The 23396-nt window shown below is 57.5% G+C and carries 12 protein-coding genes, 5 tRNA genes and 2 riboswitches; of the genes, 4 read left to right on the top strand and 13 right to left on the bottom strand.

The features are described from left to right. Positions 1 to 4: 4 nt before the first annotated feature. Positions 5 to 91, bottom strand: a riboswitch (cyclic di-GMP riboswitch). Positions 92 to 386: 295 nt separating this feature from the next. Further along, on the top strand, positions 387 to 2543 hold the full coding sequence (locus MRK42_RS04850) for an ExeM/NucH family extracellular endonuclease (RefSeq protein ID WP_338611838.1): 2157 nt from the start codon (positions 387 to 389) through the stop codon (positions 2541 to 2543). A gap of 172 nt (positions 2544 to 2715) precedes the next feature. Here the strand turns inward: MRK42_RS04850 and MRK42_RS04845 are convergent. The 13 genes from MRK42_RS04845 to MRK42_RS04785 all read right to left on the bottom strand — a co-directional run bounded on the left by MRK42_RS04845 (position 2716) and on the right by MRK42_RS04785 (position 21204). Next, positions 2716 to 2791: transfer RNA gene (locus tag MRK42_RS04845), tRNA-Ala, on the bottom strand. Positions 2792 to 2853: 62 nt separating this feature from the next. After that, positions 2854 to 2929 (bottom strand) — tRNA-Ala (locus MRK42_RS04840). A gap of 62 nt (positions 2930 to 2991) precedes the next feature. Beyond that, a tRNA-Ala gene (locus MRK42_RS04835) sits at positions 2992 to 3067 on the bottom strand. A 64-nt stretch (positions 3068 to 3131) separates the two neighbouring features. Next, positions 3132 to 3207 (bottom strand) — tRNA-Ala (locus MRK42_RS04830). Positions 3208 to 3235: 28 nt separating this feature from the next. Further along, positions 3236 to 3311 (bottom strand) — tRNA-Ala (locus tag MRK42_RS04825). A 951-nt stretch (positions 3312 to 4262) separates the two neighbouring features. Next, on the bottom strand, positions 4263 to 6857 hold the full coding sequence (locus MRK42_RS04820) for a glycosyl hydrolase family 18 protein (RefSeq protein WP_042072375.1): 2595 nt from the start codon (positions 6855 to 6857) through the stop codon (positions 4263 to 4265). Between the two features lie 102 nt (positions 6858 to 6959). Further along, positions 6960 to 7047, bottom strand: a riboswitch (cyclic di-GMP riboswitch). 200 nt (positions 7048 to 7247) lie between these two features. Further along, positions 7248 to 10709: a PAS domain-containing hybrid sensor histidine kinase/response regulator gene (locus MRK42_RS04815; protein ID WP_042072377.1), complete on the bottom strand. Its 3462-nt coding sequence runs from the start codon at positions 10707 to 10709 to the stop codon at positions 7248 to 7250. Positions 10710 to 10826: 117 nt separating this feature from the next. Next, entirely contained in the window at positions 10827 to 11963 is a 1137-nt protein-coding gene (locus MRK42_RS04810) for a 3-phenylpropionate MFS transporter (protein WP_042072378.1), read from the bottom strand. Between the two features lie 437 nt (positions 11964 to 12400). Beyond that, on the bottom strand, positions 12401 to 13198 hold the full coding sequence (locus MRK42_RS04805) for a hypothetical protein (protein WP_156141125.1): 798 nt from the start codon (positions 13196 to 13198) through the stop codon (positions 12401 to 12403). Positions 13199 to 13201: 3 nt separating this feature from the next. After that, entirely contained in the window at positions 13202 to 15736 is a 2535-nt protein-coding gene (locus MRK42_RS04800) for a glucosaminidase domain-containing protein (protein WP_052445743.1), read from the bottom strand. A gap of 9 nt (positions 15737 to 15745) precedes the next feature. Continuing rightward, the gene (gene tssI / locus MRK42_RS04795) at positions 15746 to 17806 is read right to left on the bottom strand and encodes a type VI secretion system tip protein TssI/VgrG (protein WP_042072379.1); all 2061 of its coding nucleotides are present in this window, start codon (positions 17804 to 17806) and stop codon (positions 15746 to 15748) included. A gap of 346 nt (positions 17807 to 18152) precedes the next feature. Continuing rightward, entirely contained in the window at positions 18153 to 18671 is a 519-nt protein-coding gene (gene hcp1 / locus MRK42_RS04790) for a type VI secretion system effector Hcp1 (protein ID WP_201940504.1), read from the bottom strand. A 427-nt stretch (positions 18672 to 19098) separates the two neighbouring features. Further along, positions 19099 to 21204, bottom strand: coding sequence for a TonB-dependent hemoglobin/transferrin/lactoferrin family receptor (locus tag MRK42_RS04785; RefSeq protein ID WP_354688914.1), 2106 nt, complete (start codon positions 21202 to 21204; stop codon positions 19099 to 19101). 189 nt (positions 21205 to 21393) lie between these two features. On the opposite strand from MRK42_RS04785, the gene MRK42_RS04780 reads away from it, so the two are divergent. From MRK42_RS04780 to MRK42_RS04770, 3 genes are read left to right on the top strand one after another with little or no spacing between them, the layout of a single operon-like run. Continuing rightward, entirely contained in the window at positions 21394 to 22359 is a 966-nt protein-coding gene (locus tag MRK42_RS04780) for a ChaN family lipoprotein (RefSeq protein WP_201940509.1), read from the top strand. 24 nt (positions 22360 to 22383) lie between these two features. After that, positions 22384 to 22938 (top strand): cysteine hydrolase family protein, encoded by a 555-nt coding sequence (locus tag MRK42_RS04775; protein ID WP_026457791.1) that lies wholly within the window; start codon positions 22384 to 22386, stop codon positions 22936 to 22938. A gap of 36 nt (positions 22939 to 22974) precedes the next feature. Beyond that, entirely contained in the window at positions 22975 to 23358 is a 384-nt protein-coding gene (locus MRK42_RS04770; protein WP_026457790.1) for a hypothetical protein, read from the top strand. Positions 23359 to 23396: the final 38 nt, after the last annotated feature.

The raw sequence follows: 23396 nt of genomic DNA, 5'->3' as shown, positions 1-23396 counted from the left end.
CACCCAGGGGAACCCCGCTATCTGTCTTGACTACCCAGACAGACCGGAGGCATTGCGTCCCGGCATCGCTACCGGTTTGCCCTTTACCTGGGTTCCGTTAGGAACGGATCAAGTATAGGAATTAACCACCAGAGTCTCAATCTTCATTTTCAAAGAAAATTATGTGACCGACGCCGGTCACCTGGCTCCAATCGCGCACACAGATAACATTTTTATCATTTATTTCAGTGTGTTAGCCAAGTCAAAAAAAGGGATATCTCAGGCGCCGACATCCCGGTTATGTGCGTTGGCTCACTGGTATGACATGCCGGAAATGTGACAATGCGCGCCCTTGGTCAAGGAGCCAAGGCTATGGAAATACTGGCAAAAATAAAAAAGGAACACCTATGAAAGGTACACGTACCCTGCTATCGCTGGCCGTGGGGCTGGCGCTTGCGTCCCCGTCTCTCTACGCGGCTGGATTCACCTGCCCGGCCGATGCGTCCTTAACTCCTGTCCCCGCCATCCAGGGCAGTGGCGACAAGAGCCCCCTGGTGCCCGACGACAGCTTCGTGAGCCCCCAGAGCGTCACGGTCAAGGCCGTGGTCTCCGCCCTTGGCGAGAGCCTCAACAAGGGGTTCTACCTGCTGGATGTGCAGGGCGATGGCAATCCCCAGACGTCGGACGGCATCTTTGTTTATCTGAACGACAAGAACTTCGCCAGCAAGTCCCCGGACATCAAGCCGGGCGCCGAAGTCTGCCTGGAGGCCAGGGTCGAGGAGTATTTTGGCCACACCCAGCTCAAGCCCGTGTTTGACGGCACAACCCCGCGCCTGCAGGTCCTGACCCAGACGCAAGCTCCGGCCGCCGTGCCATTGCTGGTACTGGAAGGGGAAAACCTCGCACGGTCCCTGGAGCGCCACGAAGGGATGCGGGTGCGCCTCGATGCCGACAGCCTGCTCAAGGTGAGCCGCAACTTCAGCTATGACTATGCCGCCAGACGCAACAACCTGGTGCTCGCCCATCAGGCACCGCTGATGAAGCCAACCCAGCAGCATGTGGCTGGCAGCAGCGAGGCGAAGGCACAGGCCTCCGCCAATGCCGGCAACCGGGTGTTCCTCGAATCGGACTTCAAGGCCGCCAACGGCACGCTGCCTTGGCTGCCCGCCTGGGAGCCGGAGCAGGGTTACCTGCGGATCGGCGATGCACCGGTCAATCTGGAGGCCATGGTGGGCTACAGCTTCGGCGAGTATCGCCTCATCATCCCCCGGGAGCAGACCATCACCGTAGGAGATCTGCTGCGCACCAGTGACAACGATCGCCAGAATGCACCGGATCGCGTTACAGGCTCGGATCTGCGGATCGGCAGCTTCAACGTGCTCAACTACTTCACCAGCCACTCCAGCGTGGGCGGTGCCCTCAACGTACTGTGCCAGGATCAGGCTGATGCGGACAGCGCCAAGGGCTGCAACCGGGGCGCCAAGAGTCTGGAGGATTTCCAGAAACAGAGCACCAAGATTGTCAACGCCATCACCCAGATGGATGCCGACCTGCTCGGTCTGATGGAAATGGAGAACAACGGCTTCGACGATACCTCTGCCCTCCATGATCTGGTCACCCGTCTCAACCAGGCACAAAAAGACGCGAGCAAGCACTATGCCTATGTTCGCCTGCCAGCCACGGCTCTCACCGAGGGCAAGTTCTTCGGCGGTGACGCCATCATGGTTGCCATGATCTACCGCCCCGCCCTGCTCACTCCCGCCGGCGATGCCAGCTTCATCCAGATGCCGGAACAGCGCTACACAGTGGGTGGCATCGCCAAGCGCGCCTCCCAGCGTGACTCTCTGGTGCAGACTTTCACCGTCGAGGGCAACAAGGAGCCACTGACCCTGGTGGTCAACCACCTCAAATCCAAGGGCTCCGGCTGCTACGAGAATGGTGATGGCAAGAGCGAACCCGCCGATCTGCAGGGCAAATGCACCGAGTTCCGGGTTACCGCCGCCAAGGTGTTGGGGGATGCCGTCAACAAGCTGTCCGGTCAGGTGCTGCTGGTGGGGGACTTCAACTCCTACGCCAAGGAAGATCCAATCCGGGTGCTGACCGACTACAACCCGGCCACCAGCGAACGCAAGATTGTCTCGGCCTCCCACACCTATCTCGGCGAACAGCCCTATGAGCAGCTGGGACAGGAGGTGACTCGCAGCTACGGTCTGGTCGATCTGAACGTAAAATTCAACAAGGAGAAAGCCATCTCCTACAGCTATGAGGCCGAGCTCGGCACCCTGGACTACGCCCTCGCCAATCCGGCGCTGGCCGGCAAGGTACTCGGAGTCGCCGACTGGCATATCAACTCGTTCGAGAGCAACTTGTTCGAATATGGTCGCAGCTTCACCGGCGATATGATCAAATCCGACAATCCGTTCAGCGCCTCCGACCATGATCCCGTCATCGTCGATCTCAAACTGGGCAGCGATGCGGCCAAGCCAGGCTCCTCGTCAGGTGGCGGCGCCCTTGGCCTGGGCTTGCTGGCCCTGTTGCCGCTGGCCTGGCGACGCCGCCGCTAAACACGGTGACGCCTATCCTCATGCCCCAAAGCCCGCACCTGCCGCGGGCTTTTTTGCCCCCGGGATCTGTGAGTGGCACGACCTATGGGAAGCAAGGGAGAAAATAACGGGCAAGAAAAAACAAAAAGGCCACCGCAATGCGGTGGCCTTTGGCGTTCTTCCAATAAGAAGATGGTGGAGCTACGCGGGATCGAACCGCGGACCTCTTGCATGCCATGCAAGCGCTCTCCCAGCTGAGCTATAACCCCAAATTTTCTACCCGAAAAACGGTTCTGGACGCCGCTTGTCGTCAGCCTCTCGGCTTCAATAATGGTGGAGCTACGCGGGATCGAACCGCGGACCTCTTGCATGCCATGCAAGCGCTCTCCCAGCTGAGCTATAACCCCAAATTGTCTACCCGACAAACGGTTCTGGATGCCGCTTGTCGTCAGCCTGTCGGCTTCAATAATGGTGGAGCTACGCGGGATCGAACCGCGGACCTCTTGCATGCCATGCAAGCGCTCTCCCAGCTGAGCTATAACCCCACAAAGGTCGGCTTGGGTGTACACACCACACTGCCCTGGGTACTGAAATTTACAATCGAGAATCTGGTGGAGCTACGCGGGATCGAACCGCGGACCTCTTGCATGCCATGCAAGCGCTCTCCCAGCTGAGCTATAACCCCTTTGATTCCAGATTGTCCGAGAAGAATTTGGTGGAGCTACGCGGGATCGAACCGCGGACCTCTTGCATGCCATGCAAGCGCTCTCCCAGCTGAGCTATAACCCCAACTCACCTCGGGCCACCGAAGTTATCTCCGGCAACGGAGGCGCATGATAGGCATCACCCGCTTTGCTGTCAACCCTAAAATAATCCCCACAAGCGCGTTTAGTCAAAATTACAGCAGTTCGTCGATTTAACCAGCAAGAGGTCAGCTATCTCACTGTTTTTGGTTACAAAACAGGCGTAATGCCAGGATGAAATGCCTACCGGTCAGTGCCTCATAATGCCTGGCTGCTTTATCCCGTTTCTCCCGACTTAGCCTGAAGGACTCCGCTTCCCAATCCGGGACACCAGGTCCCTCTTGTAACAGGCGTTGTAACGGGCGACATGAAAGCCTTTCCATAAGGGCTTTTGAATTTGAAAACCCTTTCCATGATTTATGTAAATTTACAACACAAAAAGTTGATTCAGCTCACAGATACTCCTAGGATCAAACTGTGACCGAGGTCACACAAGCAATCATAAATAACAGAGCGATGAGGTTAATCATGTTTGAGAATCTGGCTGTACTGTTCCACCTTAAAGGTGCGACCCGCAAAAATGGCGTCATCGAGAAAGACGCGTATGCCCCGTCAACCCGCCAGTACTACTTCCGTTATGGCGCGTGAACGGCTGACAACATTACACACACCTAGTAGTAAAATTACATAAATACACCCCCTCGCAGCGCCACCAGGGTGCTGTCCTGTCCTGGCCAACCTCTCTACGGCCAAACCTGAACTCCAGCAAATGAAGATGGGGCCCACAGGCCCCATCTTTTTATAGTGTTACGGTTCTACCATGATTGGCTCGGCTCAAGGCAAGGCCTCACAGCTGACGAGTCTCCCCGGTCAGGCTTGGCGGCCGACGCTCCCTGTGGGACAAGATGTAAGCAGCAATGTCACTCACATACCCCGTCGGTCACCATAGCACCGGGTTGCCACCCCTTGCGGCAGAGCCTGCCTTCATGGGCCAGGATCAGTTGCAACTGGCGGCGCCAACGTCCAGCCAGACTTCATGCTTGCCGGGTTCGTTGCCACGGGTCCAGTATTGCGCTTTCCACTGGCGGCCATTATGGCTGGTCAGATCGCCACCGTTGTAGGCAACATTGGCATCCCAACCCAGCTGAACCTTGCTCACCAGCAGCCACTGGTCGCTCGTACGGCTCGGTTCATTGCCCTGAGTCCAGTACTTGGCCTGCCACACCAGCTGGTTGTGGCTTACCTTGTCCCCGCTGTTGTAGGTCTGGCTCGCCTGCCAGGCTGGCCAGTTGGCCGCATCCGGATCGCTGACCTCGCAACCGCCACCCGTGCTGGCGGGCTTGACGGTGAGCCGGCTGCTGGCGCTGGCATCCAGGGCACCATCGGATACCGTCAGAGTCAGGTCATAAGCCGTGTCACTGGTCACGCTCGGACCGGTCACCACCAGAGTGGGGCTATCCTGCCCGGCGACACTGAGGCCAGCCGGTACGCTCCACTGATACGTCAGGGCATCGCCGTTGGGATCGGAGACGCTGGCCTTGATGGTCACCTGCTTGCCCGACTCCACGGTCGCACTGGCCGGTACCGTTACCACGGGTGGCAGGTTGGGCTGGGGCGCCTTGTTGGTCACTACCACCTGATCGCTGGCCGAGAGTCCCTGATCGTCGGTGACGGTCAGCTCGAACACCAGATTGATGTCGGCTGTCACGCCATCGAGCACTACCCGGGCCTTGGCCTGACTGGCGTCGAGCAGGGTGGCCTGCGGGCCTGATACCTGCTTCCAGCTGTAGGTGAGGGCACCGCTTTCCGGATCATGGGAAGAAGCGCCATTGAGGGTCACCTCGGCCGGGCCGGTGACGCCGAGATCACTGCCCGCATTGGCCACCGGCGGCTTGTTGGCCGGCGGCGTGATGCCCTCGCCGTGGCCCAGCCCCTCGTGCATGGCGTTGAGGATGTCACCGTTGTCGGCATCGATCTCCCAGGAGAAGAGGCCGCCGAGCTGGTTGGCCAGCACGTATTGCCCCTTGGCCTTGACCGAGCGGTCGTTGTCATAGGTGATGAGATCGCCGGTCGACGCCTTGAACACGTAGGGCCCTTCGGCCACCTCGTCGTAGCCTTTCTCCCACTCGCTGCCCATGCGGTTGTTGACGATGTCGCGATAGTCCACCACTCCATCTTCCCAGGTCCCCTTCACCTTGCCGGTCGCGGTACCAGTAAAGGGGTTGCCGGCCTGATAGCCGCTCACACCGGTCCAGCCACGGCCATACATGGCCGCGCCCACCACCAGCTTGCCGGGCTCGACCCCTTGCCCCAACAGCGCCTTGACCGCCTTGTCGGTAGTGTACTTGGTATCGGGATCCCAGCTGGCCGGGTAGAGGTTGGTCTGGTGGCCGAGCTCGGTATTGCTCCAGCCGCCGTTGAAGTCGTAGCTCATCAGGAAGATGCGATCCATGTACTGCTGGGCCGCGCGGTAATCCACGTCTTCAATCTTGTCGCCACCGGCACCGATGGCGGAGGTGAGCTCATACTTGCGACCCGTCTGGGCTTCCAGCTCGTCGAGCATGGCGCGCAGATCCTTCATCAGGGCCACATAGGTGGCACCATCGGTCGGGCTGCCGAGTTTCGGGTTGGCACCCTGGCCACCCGGATACTCCCAGTCGATATCCACGCCGTCGAAGAATTTCCAGGTCTGCAGGAACTCCTTCACCGAGGCGACGAAGGTGTCGCGCTTGGTCTTGTCACCGAGGAAGTAGAAGGGATCGGAGAGGGTCCAGCCCCCCACGGACGGCAGTATCTTCAGATCCGGGTAGGCCTGCTTGAGTGCCATCAGGGCACCGAAGTTGCCCTTGTAGGGCTCATCGTGGGCGGTCAGGCCGCTTTGCGGCATCTGGACGGCAGCCCAGGGATCGTGGATCGCCACCTTGAAGTCAGCGCGGCCGGCACAGGCCCGTTGCAGCGCCTGGAAGCTTCCTTCGATCTCCTTGAGGCTGTCGTTGAGGCCATCCCCGCCGCAAATGGGGGTAAAGCCGTAGAGGATGTGCGTCAGGTTCTGGGCCGGGATCTTGTCCACTGTGAACTTGCGGCCATAGACGCCCCACTCCACATAGTAGGTACCGACCACCTTGCCGGACTTGTTGGCGTAAGGCTTGTTGTTCTCCTGCAGTGACGTCTTGAGCGGGGCCAGGTGGCTGCCGTCGGTATCGGCCACCACTATCTCCTTCTTGTCGGAGAGGGTACAGCCATCGGCGTTGCATAGAGCCACCTGCATTTGGTAACGCCCCCCTTTTTTCACCTTGAAGGTGGCGCTGCCGGACGCAGCGGAGGGGCCGGACCACACCTCCTGGCCATCGAGCAGGACCTTGGCGGTCTGGCCCAGATCACCGCTCCAGAGATTCCAGTTCACCTCGACATCGGCGGCATCCTTCACCTTGACCAGGTTGTTGTAGGAGGTCGCGGCCTGATCCACTTCGATGATGGAAAACTTGGTGGGACCCCAGCCGATGGTGGCTTTGCCGGGCGGCGCGGCGTAGGCGGAAGATGCACAGAAGAGACCGACCGCGAGAGCCAGCATGGTTGGTTTTGGACTTGGCATTGTTGTATTTCCCTATCTCGTTATGTTTGCAACGAAAAGGGCGACGCCCCTGACAGGTAATGCAGACAGCAGCTCCTCCTTGGCAAAAGGAGCACAACGACCTGTGGTGGCCCCGCTATCTTAGGTACTGCTGACCCTTAGACCGGAAGCTTTGCGTCCCGATTTTTCAATCGGTTTGCCCTTAACACACTTCATTCGCGACATAAAAAATCGCCCCCCGACTATAGAGGGGGGCAATCCGGACCGCTACCTAGCAGAAATGACAGGAGATGGGACTCAGGTTTGGCAAAAAGCATGATTTGGTGAGGATTGATGCGGCAATCCTCGCCATTCCCGCCCCTTCATATCGCACCGAACAGTTTCATGATTTGATTAATTTTGTGAGCCTGCTCACTGCGGCGGCAATAAAAGGCTGTTCATCAGGGCACGCAACTTGAGCGGTTTGACCGGCTTGCTGATGTAGCCATAACCCTGCTCGCGGATCTGCGCCTGCAATTCGCTCTTGCGATCGGCGCTGATGATGATGCCACCGATATGGTCCCCATGAGCCTGCTGCAGCCCATCCAGTGCCTGCAATCCCGTCTTGTCGTCATCCAGGTGGTAATCGGAGAGCACCAGCCTCGGCACGAAGCCCTCCGCCACTATCCCCTCGGCCTCGCTCTGATTGAGAGCACAACGCACCTCGCAGCCCCAGCGTTCCAGCAGGGAGGCCATCGCCACCAGAATATCCCGCTCGTTGTCGATGCAGAGGACCCGCACCCCCTCCAGTTGGCTGTCGCGCACCACGGGCGCCACCGGCAACTGGGGCGTGACCGGGCGGGTCGCCTGATTGAGGGTGATGGCAAACACCGAGCCAGCTCCCGGCCAGCTGCGCAATGTGAGCTGATGACCCAGTACCAGCGAGATGCCGCGGGCGATGGCTAGCCCCAATCCAAGCCCTTGCTCCCGGGTGGTGCGGGAGTGATCGAGGCGGGAAAACTCGTCGAAGATCGCTTCCTGCTTGTCCTGCGGAATGCCGGGACCGTTGTCCCACACTTCGATGCGCACCTTGTCCCCCACCCGGCGACAACCGAGCAGCACCCGGCCGCCCGGATTGTAGCGAAACGCATTGGTGAGGAAGTTTTGCAGCACCCGGCGCAGCAGACGCACGTCGCTGTAAACGGCGAGCTTGCTCTCTACCACCGAGAAGTGGATCTCCCCCGCCTGGGCCAACACGCCAAACTCAGCCTTGAGGTTGTCGAACACCTCGCGCAGGGCAAAGTCGAGCTTCCTGGCCTTGAACTTGCCCGCCTCGAGGCGCGAGATGTCGAGCAGATCGCTGATGAGATCCTCGGTCGCCCCCAGGGCATCGTCGATATGGCGGGCGATGCGGGCCGGCTCCCCTTCACCGGGCAACATCTCCAGCAGGGAGGAGGTGAACAGCTTGGCCGCATTCAGCGGCTGGGTGAGATCGTGGCTGACCGCGGCGAGGAAACGGCTCTTGGAGTGGTTGGCCCGCTCCACCTGCTGGTTCACCAGCAGCAGCTGGCGGTTGAGCTCGGAGAGCTCGTGGGTACGCTCGGCCACCCGCGCCTCCAGCAACTCGTTGGCTTCGCGCAGCACCCGCTCGGCGTCGCGAAACGGGGTGATGTCGGTAAAGGTCATGACGAAGCCGCCGGCCGGCATGGGGTTGCCCTGCATCTCGATCACCCGGCCGTCGGGGCGCTCCCGGGCCGAGATGTGGGCGCTCCCCTTCTTCATGAAGGCGACCCGACGGGCCACCTGATCCTCGATGTCACCAAGGCCGCACAGCCCCTGCTGGGCGTTGTAGCGAATGATTTCCTCGATGGGGCGCCCCGCCTGAATAAGCCCGGGGGGGTAGCGGAACAACTCTATATAACGCCGGTTCCAGGCCACCAGCTTGAGCTCCCGATCCACCACCGAGATCCCCTGCCCTATGTGTTCGATGGCCCCCTGCAACAGGCCGCGGTTGAAGCGAAACACATCGGAAGCCTCGTCCACTATGGTGGCGATCTCCTCGAGCTGCATGTTGCGCCCCTGCAGGGCCGAGGCAAGCACCAGCCGGGCCGACGAAGTGCCAAACACCCCCGCCAGCAGCCGCTCGGTGTGGGCGATAAGTTCGGCAGAGGCCTGCATCTGGGGCGCCAGGGTGCCGCCATGCTCCCCGGCGAAGCGACCAAAGGCGCGCTTGACCCGGCTCGAGCCGACGAAACGAGCCGCCAGCATCTCCAGCTCCTTGACCGAGACCCGCGCCTGATAGAGGGCCGTGGTATCACGGCTGGCATTGCCGACGAAGTTGGCCGCCTGCAACCGCTCGCTCACCGCCGCCCGCGACAGCAGGGAGCCGGCCACATAGCCGATGACATTGAGCAGCAGGCTCAGGAAGATGCACCAGGCCCCCAGGCTCAGATCGCGAAACGCGGGCCAGTCGGGAGGGGCCAGCAGGGCCTCCAGCGGCGAACCGGCCAGCAGGCCGCTCTCCGCCAGCAGGGTGATGAACCAGAGGCTGACCCCGAGGGCGAGGCCAAGATAGACCCCCTTGCGATTGCCGTGTCGCCAGTAGAGGCCGAGCAGCAGGGCGGGAGCAAACTGGGCCACGGCGCCAAACGACAGATAGCCGATGCGCGACAGGCTGGTAAGATCACCAAGCCAGAGGTAGAGCCCCCAGGCCGCCAGCAGGATCAGCAAAATGGCCCCCCTGCGCACCCGCAGCAGCAGACGCACCAGCCGCTCGTCCCGCCCCTGCTGCCAGAAGCGGCGCAACAGCACCGGCAGCACCAGATCGTTGCTCACCATGATGGCCAGGGCGATGGTGCAGACGATCACCATGCCGGTCGCCGCAGAGGTGCCGCCGAGAAACGCCAGCATCGCCATGCCGTCGAAGCCGAGGGCCATCGGCAGGCTGATCACATAGGTGTCGGAGGCCATGTCCGCCCCCACCCACTGCTTGCCTGCCAGCGCCAGCGGCCAGATGAAGAGCCCCATCGCAAATAGATAAAGGGGGAATATCCAGCGCGCCCAGTGCAGATCCTGGCCCTGGTTGTTCTCCACCACGGTCACATGGAACTGGCGCGGCAGGCAGATGACGGCGCACATGGCCAGCACCGTATAGATGGCCAGCTCCAGCAGATTGCCGGGCGAGACGGACACCACGGCATCCAGGAAATCGCTGGCAACCCGGGTGTGCTCCGGGCTCGGCTGACTCAGGATGAGCCAGAGGGCGAAGCCCCCCACCGCGATAAAGGCCAGCAGTTTCACCACGGATTCGAAGGCGATGGCCACCACCATGCCCCTGTGATGCTCGGTGGCATCCAGATGGCGGGTGCCGAACAGTATGCTGAACAGGGCCAATAAGAGGGTGACGCCCAGGGCCAGCTCGGCGGTATTGCCAGCGGGGCCGGCAGGCACCGAGTTGACCATCAGCAGATCCAGCCCGGTGACGATGGCTTTAAGCTGCAATACCAGATAGGGGAGTATGCCCATGATGGCGATCAGCGCGATCACCATGGCCAGATGCTGGGACTTGCCGTAACGGGCGGCGATAAAGTCGGCGATGGAGGTGATGTGCTCGCGCTTGGCCACCAGGATGAGGCGGGCCAGCAGGCGCCAGCCAAACAGGAACACCAGCATGGGGCCAAGATAGATGGGCACCGGCGACCAGGGGGATTCGCTGGCCTGTCCGACCGTCCCGAAGAAGGTCCAGGAGGTGCAATAGACCGCCAGCGACAAGCTGTAGAGCAGGGGTTGCCCCTTGAGCCGGTGGCGTTTGTGCTTGTCCGCCACGAAGGCGATCAAAAACAGCAAGCCGAGATAGGCGAGCGACAATCCGATCAGCAGCCATCCCTGGTGCATCTATAACCCCTTGTCCATCCTGGAAATTGGTTCAAACCACCGCCAGTCTAGAGAGACGGCGGTCAAAAGTCATGGGGGCAGGATAAGCACATGGCCCTCCTGCCCCGTACGTCCCCATCAGGCAGCCACCGTTTGTGGCCTGAGACGCAAGAAGAACACTGGCAGCACCACCAGCACCATCAGGAAGAAGATGCTGCCGCCGAGGGGCTCGAACAACACGCCGCACAGCGCCATCAACGCGGCCACCGTCATGCCGAGACCAATGGCGGCATAGAGAGACTGTGTGGGGATCATCTGCTCGGCGGGCAACATTCGCGTCATGAAGCGTACCGCCCCCAGATGACTGACACAGAAGGTGACCGAGTGCAGCAACTGCCCAAGCACCAGCACCCAGATCTCGGTCGAGGCGCCCAGCAGGGTCCAGCGCACCACACATCCGATGGCACCGATTGTGAACAACATCTGGGCCCCGTAGCGCTGCAGGAAGCGCTTGTCGGCGGCGAACATGCAGATCTCGGCAACCACCCCCAGCGCCCACAGATAACCTATGGTGGTACCGCTGTAGCCCTGCGCCTTCCAGTAGATGGCGCTGAAGCCATAGTAGGCGGCATGACTGCCCTGCAGGAGGGCGGTGATCAACAAGAAACGTCGCACCTGGGGAGATCTCAGGGTATCCAGCAGGGAGGATCGCTCCCGCTCGCCCTGAATATCCTGTGGCACCGGATGGATCGGCAACCAGCTCAGCAGCAGCATCAGCAACAAGCCGGCCACCATGGTATGCAAGATCCAGTCGCTGCCAAAATTGCCCACCAGGGCCCCCACCAGGGTGGAGGCGACAATAAAGGCGAAGGAGCCGCACAGGCGCACCTTGCCATAGTCGAGATGGGCCTGCACCACCATGCGAGTAGCCAGCGCCTCCCCCACCGGCATCAGAGTCGGGTAGATAAAGTTCGCCACCAGGGTCAGCGCCACCAGCCACCAGAGGTTGTGGCTGAGATAAAACCCGAGAAACGCCAGCAGACTGAGCAGGGAGAGCAGCCGCGTCACTGGCAGCAGGTGACCCGCCCCCTTGATCTGCCCCATCACCATCAGGTTGCCGGCAAAGCGGATCGCCATCCCCGCCCCCAGCAAGAGACCAATCATCTCGGCGCTCACCCCTATCCCCTCCAGCCAGAGCGACCAGAACGGCAGATAGGCACCGTAGACAAAGTAAAACGCGCCAAAGAAGAGCGCTAACCAGGAGAATGCAGGCATAAGTCCTCAACAACCGGATGACGGGACCGGAATGATAACCGATCCGGCGCCCCAGATCCCGATGCAAAGCCGACATCAAAAATGAAAAAACTCAATAAAATTGAACTATTACGCAGGGGTAGGGTCTACTGGATAACACCTCCTCCTGGTTAGTGTTGCAATCCTTCCACCCGCCACCGGCGGGTTTCTTTTTGGTAAATTGCAGCCGCCAAAAAAAGAGCTCATCAATCGCCAATCTTCGGCGTTGTTTCTCAAGTCGATACTGGATACTGCTTGAATGGAACTAACTGAAGAGATTGTTATCTGATCGCCACCATCCTCTTTAAGTCAACATTCCATGGGAAAGGCGCTTCACCCCATCACCAACTGGTCTCCATACAACACCGGTTTGAAGACGATGTCAGGTTATAACTAGAACTGTTCACTAATCAACACGTTCATATCGGATTGATAGAAACTTCGATTTCATTAACTACTTCAGAACCAACAAATTTTATCGTGTAATTATCACTCACATAAATAAAAGCACCATCTTTCTTAGATGCTGGAACACCATACACTTTTACAACGTCAAGCATTTTACTTCCAACATAAATTCCTCTACTACTGAACCCTATACTTTTCTTGAGAATAATTTTAGTTATTCTATAATCATCAAAATCTCTTTTTAATTTTTCATAATTAAGATTTGATGACTCTATATATATGAAATCAAAATCATGTGGATAGAATTTATAATCCACCCCATTAATCGTCTTAAATACGTCTAAAAATCCATTTCCATCATCTGTTGTTTCACTAAAATCATCGAATACCCCAACAATCTCACTATAACTAGCACCGACTTTTATATCATGGCCATTGAAATGTATAGAAAAATCATTTTTTTTAATATTTAAATATTCTGATGATGTTTCTTTTTTACTGACGCGAGATGATTCAATCCATCCTGTATGGACCTCACCATTTCTATCTAAATAATTAATATATTGAAAACCATTATATGAAGCATATGATATAGCTTTATCACCATTAATAATGAATTTTTTTGATTTACATTTATCAATAGGGAAATCGTGAAAAAAAACTCTACCTTTTGATGTTACGATAATATTTGACACATCGTAAAAAACATTATCATAACTCTTCTTGATTTCATCAAAACTGACTTTTTCACATGCTGCTTGCACGCTAAAAGAAAAAAATAGAAAGATGACACTAAATATACTTCTCATTAATTATTCCTCATAAACTGGAATATCTATATGTAGAATAGCATTAGGAAAAATATCAAATCGTTTTTTCATGTTAGGGATTTGATGTTTAGCCCATAGAACATCACTAGCATACTGGTGCTCACCAGGTGATGCAGGATTCCAACGCATTTTATAAAGAGTATTTTGTTTATATCTCGGATGATTAATAAAATTATCAGATATCCACTTAGCACCACCATCTATTGCTTTTTCAATAGAATCCCATCCTTTGCTATAAGCATATTCTGTTCCTAATGACGGTTTGTCATCTCTAACGTTAATGCCATACATATTATAGACTTTAGTCCCGTTATATTCTTTTCCTCGTGCAAAACCTGATGTACCCCGCCCAGTTTCTAGTGATGCATGAGAAACAAGATACACTTCACTAACATTATATTTCTTGGCTGCTGATACAAACACAGCCCCTTTCCCTTCGAGAACTCCCTGCCCTAATAAAAACTTATTAAGTTCATCATCTGAAATCTCTGAACACTTAGAAAGATCAAGAAACTGATAAATAGAATCTTTAGTAATATCATCGTCTGGAGTTAGATTGACTAACACTTCATCTCGACTTGCTATTTTATAATTACCCACTTTAGGTGCGTATTTAGAAGGTATTGCCATTTGTTTTTCTAACGCTTTTTCTAATGCATAGTTATATTTTGTATAGTTTACTACGAACCTATTTTTTTTCTTTCCATACATGGCTATAGGATATATATGCCAAATATCTGGTCTGATGTTAAGACCTGTTGCACTCTGCATCCATTCCAGCTTATCGATACGCTGCTTTTCGTGATCCACCAGTTGGTCAAAATCGGGTAAGCCAATTTTGGCCATCAACTTGTCCAGCCATAGATAACTACTGGCCGAGGATTTTTCGTACCACTCGCTAGGGTGCTTGACGATAAGCTTGTTCAGCTGTTCTCTATTGCCGCTATTTTGCAAGGCAGCCTTGATCTCTTCACTACTAAGCTCGCCACTCTTGTCGGTATCGAAGCTGTTGACCAGGTCGGTGAAAAAAGTCGGTGGCGCCTCGGGATCCAGATAGCCGTCGGAGCCTGAACCATCGACCTTTTTAAAACCAATCTTCAACCAGTCATGTTGACTCAGCAGCTCGACTTGCTCTTTCTTGACATATTTCCCTGATGAGATGCAGACCCACTCCTGCTTTGCCGCATCTTTCTCTATCTTGGGGGATTCAACCAATTCTTCCTGACTCTTGCCATCGGTGGCGACCCACACCCTGTTCTTCATCTCATGGAGGATCAGATCCGCCGGGACCTTGGCATAGGTAGTGCCCCCCTTGGTACCGGCCTTGTTGGCCAGCACATCGTCAAGACGAGGGTCCTGAGTAAATACCTCAAGATGGACCTGATGCTTGCTTTGTTTCCCTCCGATGAGGGAACCCGGCGTTTCCACCAGGCCGAGGTAACCAATGGTGTCACCCGCCGCGATAGCGACTGGCGAAGGCAACACATAGAGCTCGCCAAGATGGGAGGGGACGCGTACATTCACCTTGATAAATTCATCCTCTACGCACACCCAGGCCACACCACAGCGACCTGGCTCCCCCTCCACACTCGGCGTCACATAGTTGCATCTGGCCATCTTGCGCGCCTTGTCACCCATCCAATGGAATTCGAGTTGGTGCGCATCATACTGCACTTTGGTGCCCACAGGCAGTGAGACGCTGCTACTGCCTGCCATCAGACGACCGCTTTTGTCATCCGGGACGGGATCTGCACGCCCGGCCATATTCTTCAGTAATTCGGCCTCTATCTGGTCATCTAGCCAGCTTGGTAGATTGGGTTTAATCGCCTCGACCGCGTCCGGACTATTGGCGATCCAGACTGAGCTCCCTTCACTGACCAATACTCCCGCCTTCTCGGCCTCTTTCATCTGGGCATTGGAAAGTTTGCTCTTGATGGTCACCCTGATGAAGTCATACTCCTTGCCCCCTACACACCCCTTTTGGGATAGCGTGCTGCTGTCCATCTCCAATTCGGTATCCTTGGGCAGCGTGAAACGGGGCAAGGCGGCATCGGCACGCTGCTGATTGGCATCAGGAACGGAATTGCGCGCATTCCATCCCTTTTTCAGCACCAGCTTCTCGGCGGTCTGATATTGATCCCAGGGCAGCAAATGCATATAGAGCGAATAGAAGGTGAATTCATTTTTCGCCTTGGTCTGTGCATTGATTTCACAATATTCATGTTGCACTAGGCAGAAGCAGTTGGAATAGCGCAGGGATTCGCCCTGAAATTCAGAGGTCAAGTAATCCTTCATCATCCGGAATGCCACTACCTTGCCATCGGCAATCGCCCTGACGGGATACTTATCCTTGCACCAGGGAGCACTCTGGTCGCTGATATGAATGCCACCGTGCCACTTGTTGTGATTACCGAGCAGATAGTGACCGGACTTCTCACCGTTGATCAGCGCAGTCAATGCCTTGACGTCTTTGAACTCTTCCCCTGCTGCGGTGAGGATGGGAAATGCAAACTTCATGCTGCGTCCTTATTCAGAAAAGAGGTAGAAGGCCTTGGGTTTCTTCTCTACAGGTTCCTGCTCCTTGAGCAGTGCTTCCATCGCTTTTTCTGTGGGTACGGCCTTGACCAACTCCACCGCATCGGGAGCCTTGACCACTTCTACCCCTTTGGGCGCTACCGGAGCCTGACCTGCCCAGCCGGAGCCTGAGCCCGGACTGCCGCCTGCATTGAGCTTGATGCCGGGGCCGACCAGCTTGACGCCACTGGGGTCGACCTTGACGAAACTGCCGCCCCCCTTGAGGGTGATTTCGGAGCCCGCCTCCAGCACCAGTTTGTCGCCGACCTTGATATGAACCTCTTGTCCGGCAGCCACCAGCAACGACTGCCCCAGCTTCTGGTGCAGGCTGGCATCGACCGTGAGGGAATAGTCTGCCTTGATATGATCCCGCTTCTCACCTTCCACCGTCAGGTGGTCATTGGCCTTGATGCGCGTCACCCGTTCGTTATCGACGTCCCGATGCTCGTCGTGCTTGATATGCCAGGCCGCATCATTCTCAATCAGCACGTTCAGGTCTTTCTGACCGCGCAGGTAAATCTCTTCCTGCCCCGCCTGGTCTTCAAAACGCAGCTCGTTGAAGCCCTCACCCTGGTGGGTCTCGGTACGCAGCACGGTGCGGGTCTTGTTGGCCGGCAACTCATAAGGCGGCCGGTTGGTGGCGTGGTAGGTGCGCCCGGTGACGATGGGCTGGTCCGGGTCTCCTTCCAGAAATGAAACGATGACCTCATGGCCGATACGCGGAATGGCCATCATGCCGTACTGGCCGCCCGCCCAGCCCTGACTCACCCGTACCCAGCAGGAGCTCTGGTCATTGGAACTGCCATATCTGTCCCAGGGGAATTGCAGCTTGACCCGGCCGTGTTCGTCGCAGTAAATCTCCTCTCCCTCCGGGCCCACCACCATGGCAATCTGCGGGCCATCCACCATGGGTTTGTGAGGCGCTTGCGGGCTGCCAATACGGGCCCGCCAGGTGCTGCTCGCCTTCACCACGCCAAATTCGTTGTGGTAGACGGTCGGGCCGCTGCCCCCCTCCTCTTCCAGCGCCTGCGGCTGTTGGCCGGTATGACGGATATGGACGATTTGCCAATCGCTGTTGAGGTTGGCGTTCGGGTGTTCGGTCAGGGAGAAATACTGCCCCGGCAGCAGGGCCGCGCTGTTGGATTTGCCGCTACCGGTCACGGCGTCATTGCGCAGGCCATCCAGCCTATGCTGGGCAAACGCCTTGCCGCTCGGGTCCTGCTTGTAGCGGCCCGGGTAGTCGAAGTGCTGGTAGCTCTGGCGCTGATGCTCGAGTTCGGCCCCCAGCTTCTTGTGGGAGAGCCCATAGGCCGGGGTCTTGAAGCTGTAGTCTTTGAGCTCCACATCCGAGGTGCGTACCGCCTCGCGATAGTGGAACTGGCGCACATAGGCGCCCTGCTCGAGCGAGCGGTTGCCGAGGTTGAAGAAGAGCTCGGGACCGGCAGTCAGGGCCGCCGCGTCGTCGGCAAACACGAGACGGTGTTTGCCTTGCTCAAACTCAAAGAAGTAGAACATCCCCTCTTCGGCGGCGAGGCGATTCAAGAAATCGAGGTCGGTCTCGCGATACTGGACACAATACTCGCGCTGGGCATGTTCATTTTTGAGGGCAAAGGCATAGTCGGTAATGCCGTGTTCCTGCAACAGGATGCTGAGGATTTCGTCGGGCTTTTGCGCCTGGAAGATGCGCGAGTTGTGACGCAGCGACAGCCGCCACAGGGCCGGTTGCACCAGCAGCTGGTAGCGAGTACGGCGAAAACCGCTGTCCCCTTGGGCAACGTCACTGACCACCCCGCATACCCGGCGCTGCAGCTCGCCGTTATACCACACCAGGAGCTCGCACGGCTGGTCCAGCACGGCGGCAAAGTCGATGTCCGGCTGGGGACTTGCCAACTCAAGGCGCAGCTGGAACGGGTCGTTCAGCGCCTCTTCCAGGGCAAACTCGGCCACCACGAAGGTCCCCTCGGGCAGCGCCCCCACCTTGACGGTAAACTGCAATCCGGTTTGATTAGCCATGCTCTCTCACCATTGTCACGGCTCGGCAATGCCAAAGCCTTCGCCACTGTCTGACCCGAATATGCCTGACCCTTCCAAAACACCACGCGCCCGCCCTCTCCGGTTCCTAAAATGCAACCAAAGATAAGGCAGGCAATGAATCACGTGCTGATTGTGTCTGCATCACAGGACACTTTTATTGCTTTGCCATCCCTGCGCAGTCATCGCATCAGGGATGGCAAAACAGAAAAGCTCCAGCCTGCCCACAGGCAGACTGGAGAAAATGCACAGTACAAGAAGCCGGTTGCTCAACCGACCAAAATACACATAACTACTTACAAGGAATACCAAAGTAAGAAATCGAGGATTAAGCCTCGATCGGAGCACGCCAGTCGTCAGCACCAGAGGTACCGGCCACAGTGTGTTCCCAGTCAATCTTGCGGTATGCCATGGAGACCTGGATCAGCTGGGTGAAGTCAGACTTCGTCGGATCCTGGCAGTGCGGCATCTGGCAGTCGATATCCACGATGGTGGCATCGGTCAGCACTGTGCTGAAGAAATGCTCCTGCTTGCCCTCGACGGAGGTGCGATACCATTTCAGGGTCACTTTCGGCAGCATCTCGCCAGACGCCAGGGCGTTGTACATGAGCGGAACCGCTTTGTTCAGGGCCACGGTGAACTTGAACGGCTTGTGGACACGCTGGCCAGCCGGCTGGCCGGATTGCGGGTCGGTCGGTACGGTCACGACGTGCTGGAACTCTTGTACCAGCATCTCGTCTTCGTGGCCTTGCACGAAGATGTTGCCGACGGAGTCAGAGGTGAAGGCACCCGCGGTGATGTTGCCCTGGGTTTTACCTTCGATGCTGATATAACATGGAGTTGGCATGGATATGCTCCTGATAGATTAGTGAAATGAGATAGCACTCGAGCGAATCTATTAGCAGCGTCCATGCCAAACCAAAAACCATATAAATATCATATAGATAAAAACAAGCCCTCGTCCCCATCACCACTTTTTACGCAAGATTTCGCGCAAACCTGCTCCCCGAACTACCAAATACTGCAATGGCAGTGATAAATGTCATCATGAAAGCAAGATGTTGCGCATATCAGCATTTATGACTACAAAGATGGTCTCGCCCCCCCCCCCCATTACCAACATTCCCTCTGTGCGACCAAGGTGCCAGCCACTTTTCCGTGACCTCGCGTCAATCCTTGTCACTGAAGCAGAGATAAAAAAATCCCCGCCTGTTCGGGCGGGGATGTGTGCGGGGATCCCTGCTCCCCTCATGACTGCGTGTGCTGCTTGTTATTTAGAAGACGTACTTGATCCGTGCGCTCAGGTTGCGGCCCGGCTCGGTCATGGCGCTGTTGTCCGACCCTTCGACACGGCCGGCGATGCGTTCATAGCTGGTGTACTCCTTGTCAAACAGGTTGAAGACACCGACGTTGAGCTGCAGATCGGCCATCGGATTGAACTGGGCATACATGTCCACTACGCCCCAGCCTGCGCTCTTGACGTATTCGTTGCCCTTGCTGTCCTTGCGAACCTTGTCCATGTCGTCGGCAAAACGCAGCGCCGTGTTGAAGTTCCACTTAGCCTGTTCGAGACGCACCCGTACGCTACCATTGAGCGGGCTCAGGCTGTTGATGTAGTTGCCATCCCCATCCTTGCCTTCGATATAGGCCAGGTTGCCCCAGACGTTGACGATGTCGTTCAGCCAGTAATCCGCCTTGGCTTCGACCCCCTTGGTGGTGGCCTTGCTCAGGTTCTGATACTGGTAGACGGAGGTTCTGCCTTCCGTGCCCACCTGCACCATCTCGATGAAATCATCGAACTTGTTGTAGAAGCCGGAGACTTCGTAGCTCAGACCGTGGCTGCTGCCGCGCACGCCGAGATCGATGCCGTCGCTGCTCTCCGGATTGAGGTTCGGATTCGGCTCGATGCGATAGCCGTAGGCCTGGTGATTGAGGGTGGAGAAAGCGGTGTCATACATGGGCGCCTTGAAACCATGGCTGTACTGGGCGAACAGGTTGGCCGCCTCATGGGCCTTGAATACCAGGCCCAGCTTGGGCGACAGCTCCCCTTCGGAGAACTTGTGCAGCTTGTCTCCGGTGTACGCAGGGTCATTGTCCGGGGTCATGCGGTAGTAGTCGTAGCGGGCCCCCGGCGTCAGCACCCAGCGCTCGCCAAACTTGATCTCGTCAAAAGCCCACAGTGAGCCACGCTCGCTGGTAGTTGAGGGGAAACTCAGCTCGTTGTAGCCGACAAAATCCCCCGAGGTGGTGGGCCCCTTGTAACGGGATCGCTCGTTGTCCGTGTGTTCGTACTCGGCCCCCCAGGCCAGGCGGTGATTGCCAATCGCCTTGTGGAACTGCAGCTGGGCTCCTGCGCTAGTTTGCTCAAACTCGTTGTTGTCCAGCGAGTTCTTGGTCACATAGGGGTTGCCCGGGCTGACCGGGTACTTGGAAGAGGCGTATTGATCCAGGGTCTGCTTGGTGCGGGAGTAGTAGACCTTGCTGTCCATCCGATCGGCCCAGCCAAGGTTGAGCGCGATGCCGTGATCCAGCACTAGGGAGAGGTTGTCGGTCTGCTTGTCGGTGATGGGCTGCTCGAAGACGCGGGCAGTGCCGGTACCCACCTTGTTGAGTTTGATGGCATCCGGCTCCTCGCCATCGGTCAGGTAATCGACGGTCAGCTTGAGGAACTGCTCATCGGAGAGGTTCCACTTGCTCTTGAGCAGCAGGGCGTGGGTACCGATATCGAAATCGCTCTTGCTGGAGTCATAATTCTGGGTCACGCCACCATCTCGCCAGGTGTAGCGCAGCAGGTTTTCCACCTCGCCGGTGCGCAGGGCGCCGGTAAAGCCCGCCATCGTCTGGTGACTGCCGGAGGCATAGCCGCTGGTCACGTCCAGATAGCTGTCCCTGCCCTTGAGGAAGTCGCCGGCATCCTTGGTGGTGATGGCGATGACGCCCCCCAGCGCATCTGATCCATACGCCGCAGAAGCCGGCCCCTTGGCCACTTCCACCTGCTTGATCATCTCGGTGTCGAAATAGCTCTGACCCACGCCCCCCTTGCTGTAGGCATCGTTCAGGCGCACGCCGTCACGCACCACCTTGACCCGGTTCTCCCCCATGCCACGAATGATGAAGGTCTGGGCATCCCCCTGACCGCCCAGCACGGTCACGCCCGGCTCGTAGCGGAACAGATCAGCGGCATCGGTTACTACCTGTTCTTCAATCTGCTTGGCGGTGATCACCGAGATAGGACCGGAAACATCTTCCAGTTTTTGCTCCATCCGTGAGCCGCTGACGACCACGACTTCATTCGCCTGGTGGCTGGCGGCAAAGAGTGGGGTGGAAAGCCCTGCTGCCACAGCCATGGCAACCAGAGAGAGTGAGTTATGGTGGGTCACAGCGAATCCTTGTTGAGAATAGTTATCAATCAATGCGCATATTACTCACCATCAAACAAAGATCAATAAAAAGAATCATTATCATTTGAAAGCAAACTTCTTGCTCTTACACTGTCGGCGGCTGTTACCCTTTAATCCTGTTTTTCATCCGCGATGCCTGCGCATCCCGAACCATTTGCCGTGAGATCCATGATGAAACGACTCCCTCTGCTCGCCCTGCCCCTGTTGCTGGCAGCCTGTGCCACTCAACCCGTACCACCTGCATCGTTGCAGACCCTCTATGACTACCAACTGAGCAGCGATCGGCAGGATCCCCTCACCCTGGAGCAGGCCATCGCCCGTGTGGCCGATGCCGACATCATACTGGTGGGCGAATTGCACACGCACCCCGCCATCCATCTGCTGCAATCCCGCCTGCTGGCCGGATTGAATGACAGCGCCGCACAGACAAGGCGGCAGCTGACCCTCTCCATGGAGCAGTTCAGCCGGGCCGATCAGGCTACCCTGGATGCCTATCTGGCAGGGCGCATCGGCGAAGCGGTGTTGATCCGCGAAGGCCATGCCTGGCCCAACTACCAAAGCGACTACCGCCCCCTGGTGGAATTTGCCAAAACCCATCGGCTGCCAGTGATCGCCGCCAATGCCCCCAAACCTCTGGTGAGCTGTGTCGGCCAGGAGGGGCCCGAGTGGCTGGACAAGCTTCCCGCCAACCGGCGCAGCCAGCTGGCTCGCGAGCTGACGTTGGGGAGTGATGCCTATCGCCAGAAGTTTATGGCCTCCATGCACCACGGCGATGCCGACAGCAACGCCCGCCGTTTCGCCGCCCAGACCAGCTGGGACGACACCATGGCAGAAAGCATGGTGGATTACCTCGCCAGCCACCCGGGCCGCCAGATCATGCATATCGCCGGCAACTTCCATGTGGAGGGGGGCCTGGGGCTCGCCAGCCGCATCGCCAGCCGCAATCCGGCGCTCAAGGTGGCCCTGATAGTGCCGCAAACCGGCGACACGCCCGCTGCCGGGCGCCCTGCCGATGTGACGGTCACCGTCATGCCGCTGCCGGCACGCTGGCAAAGCAGTGCCGAGATGAAGCAAGATATGGGGGCGCTGCATCAATCCCGCAGCCGTGACTGCAGCCTGTGGCTGCAACCCTAATCATCAAGGAGACGGCGAGCATATATGGACGTGTTACTGATCATCGACGTGCAGCAAGGGGTAATGAAAGATACCCACTACAACCAGCAGCAGGTATTGGCCAATATCAACCGGGCTGCGGCTTACATCAGGCAGCAACATGGCCGGGTCATCTACGTCCAGCACGATGGCCCGCCCGGTAGCGAGCTGGTACCGGGCACGCCGGGGTGGCAACTGCACCCGGCGCTGCAACCGGCCAAGGGGGACAGCCGGGTACGCAAGGAGGGCTGTGACAGCTTCCTCGATACCGAGCTCGCCTTCCTGCTGGCCGAACAACCGGTCGACAGACTCATCCTCTGTGGCAGCAACACCGATTTTTGCGTCGATACCACGGTGCGCAGCGCGGCTTCCCACGGCTTCGAGGTGCTGGTGCTGAGCGATGGCCATACCACGGCCGATCGTCCCCACCTGGGGGCGGCGCAGATCATCGAGCATCACAACTGGATGTGGCGCCACCTCAGCCTGCCGCAGGGGCGCGGTGTCACCCTGCTCAGCACGGATGAGCTGCTGGCAGTAACACCCGCTGTGCAGCCATGTTAATCTGCGAGCCTCGTTTAGTTTTCACCGGAGTCTGTCGTGCGCCTGTTGCCTGTCACCCTGTTGCTGCTGTTTCCCCTGCTCAGTGCCTGCTCCGGCTTGCCCGGGCAGGGTTATGACGGGCCTGAGCCCCTGTTCCTGACCCACATCAGCGAAGAGGGAAGCAAGCGCTTCACCTTCGAAGCCGCGCCCAACGACACCCTGCCGCGCGGGCTGTCGGCCGCCCAGCACCAGCGACTGCTGGAGCAGCGGGAGGAGCTGCAACAGGATCTGCTGACCGAGACCCTGGCCCGCAAGCAATATTGCCGCGACGGTTACATAGTGCTGAGCCAGAACTCCTGGCGACTGCGGGGGGAGTGCAACGAGACAGCGACCGAGGCCGACCGTGGCGCCTTCCCGAACAGGGGCACCTGGCAGGATTGAGGCGCTGCGCGCCGGTGCAAGATATCAATGAAAACGGG

It is taken from the genome of Aeromonas sp. 19NY04SH05-1, assembly GCF_040581895.1.
Lineage (GTDB): Bacteria > Pseudomonadota > Gammaproteobacteria > Enterobacterales > Aeromonadaceae > Aeromonas > Aeromonas enteropelogenes.
The sequence above is the reverse complement of the archived record's forward strand: the minus strand, read 5'-3'. Positions and strand labels throughout refer to the sequence as shown.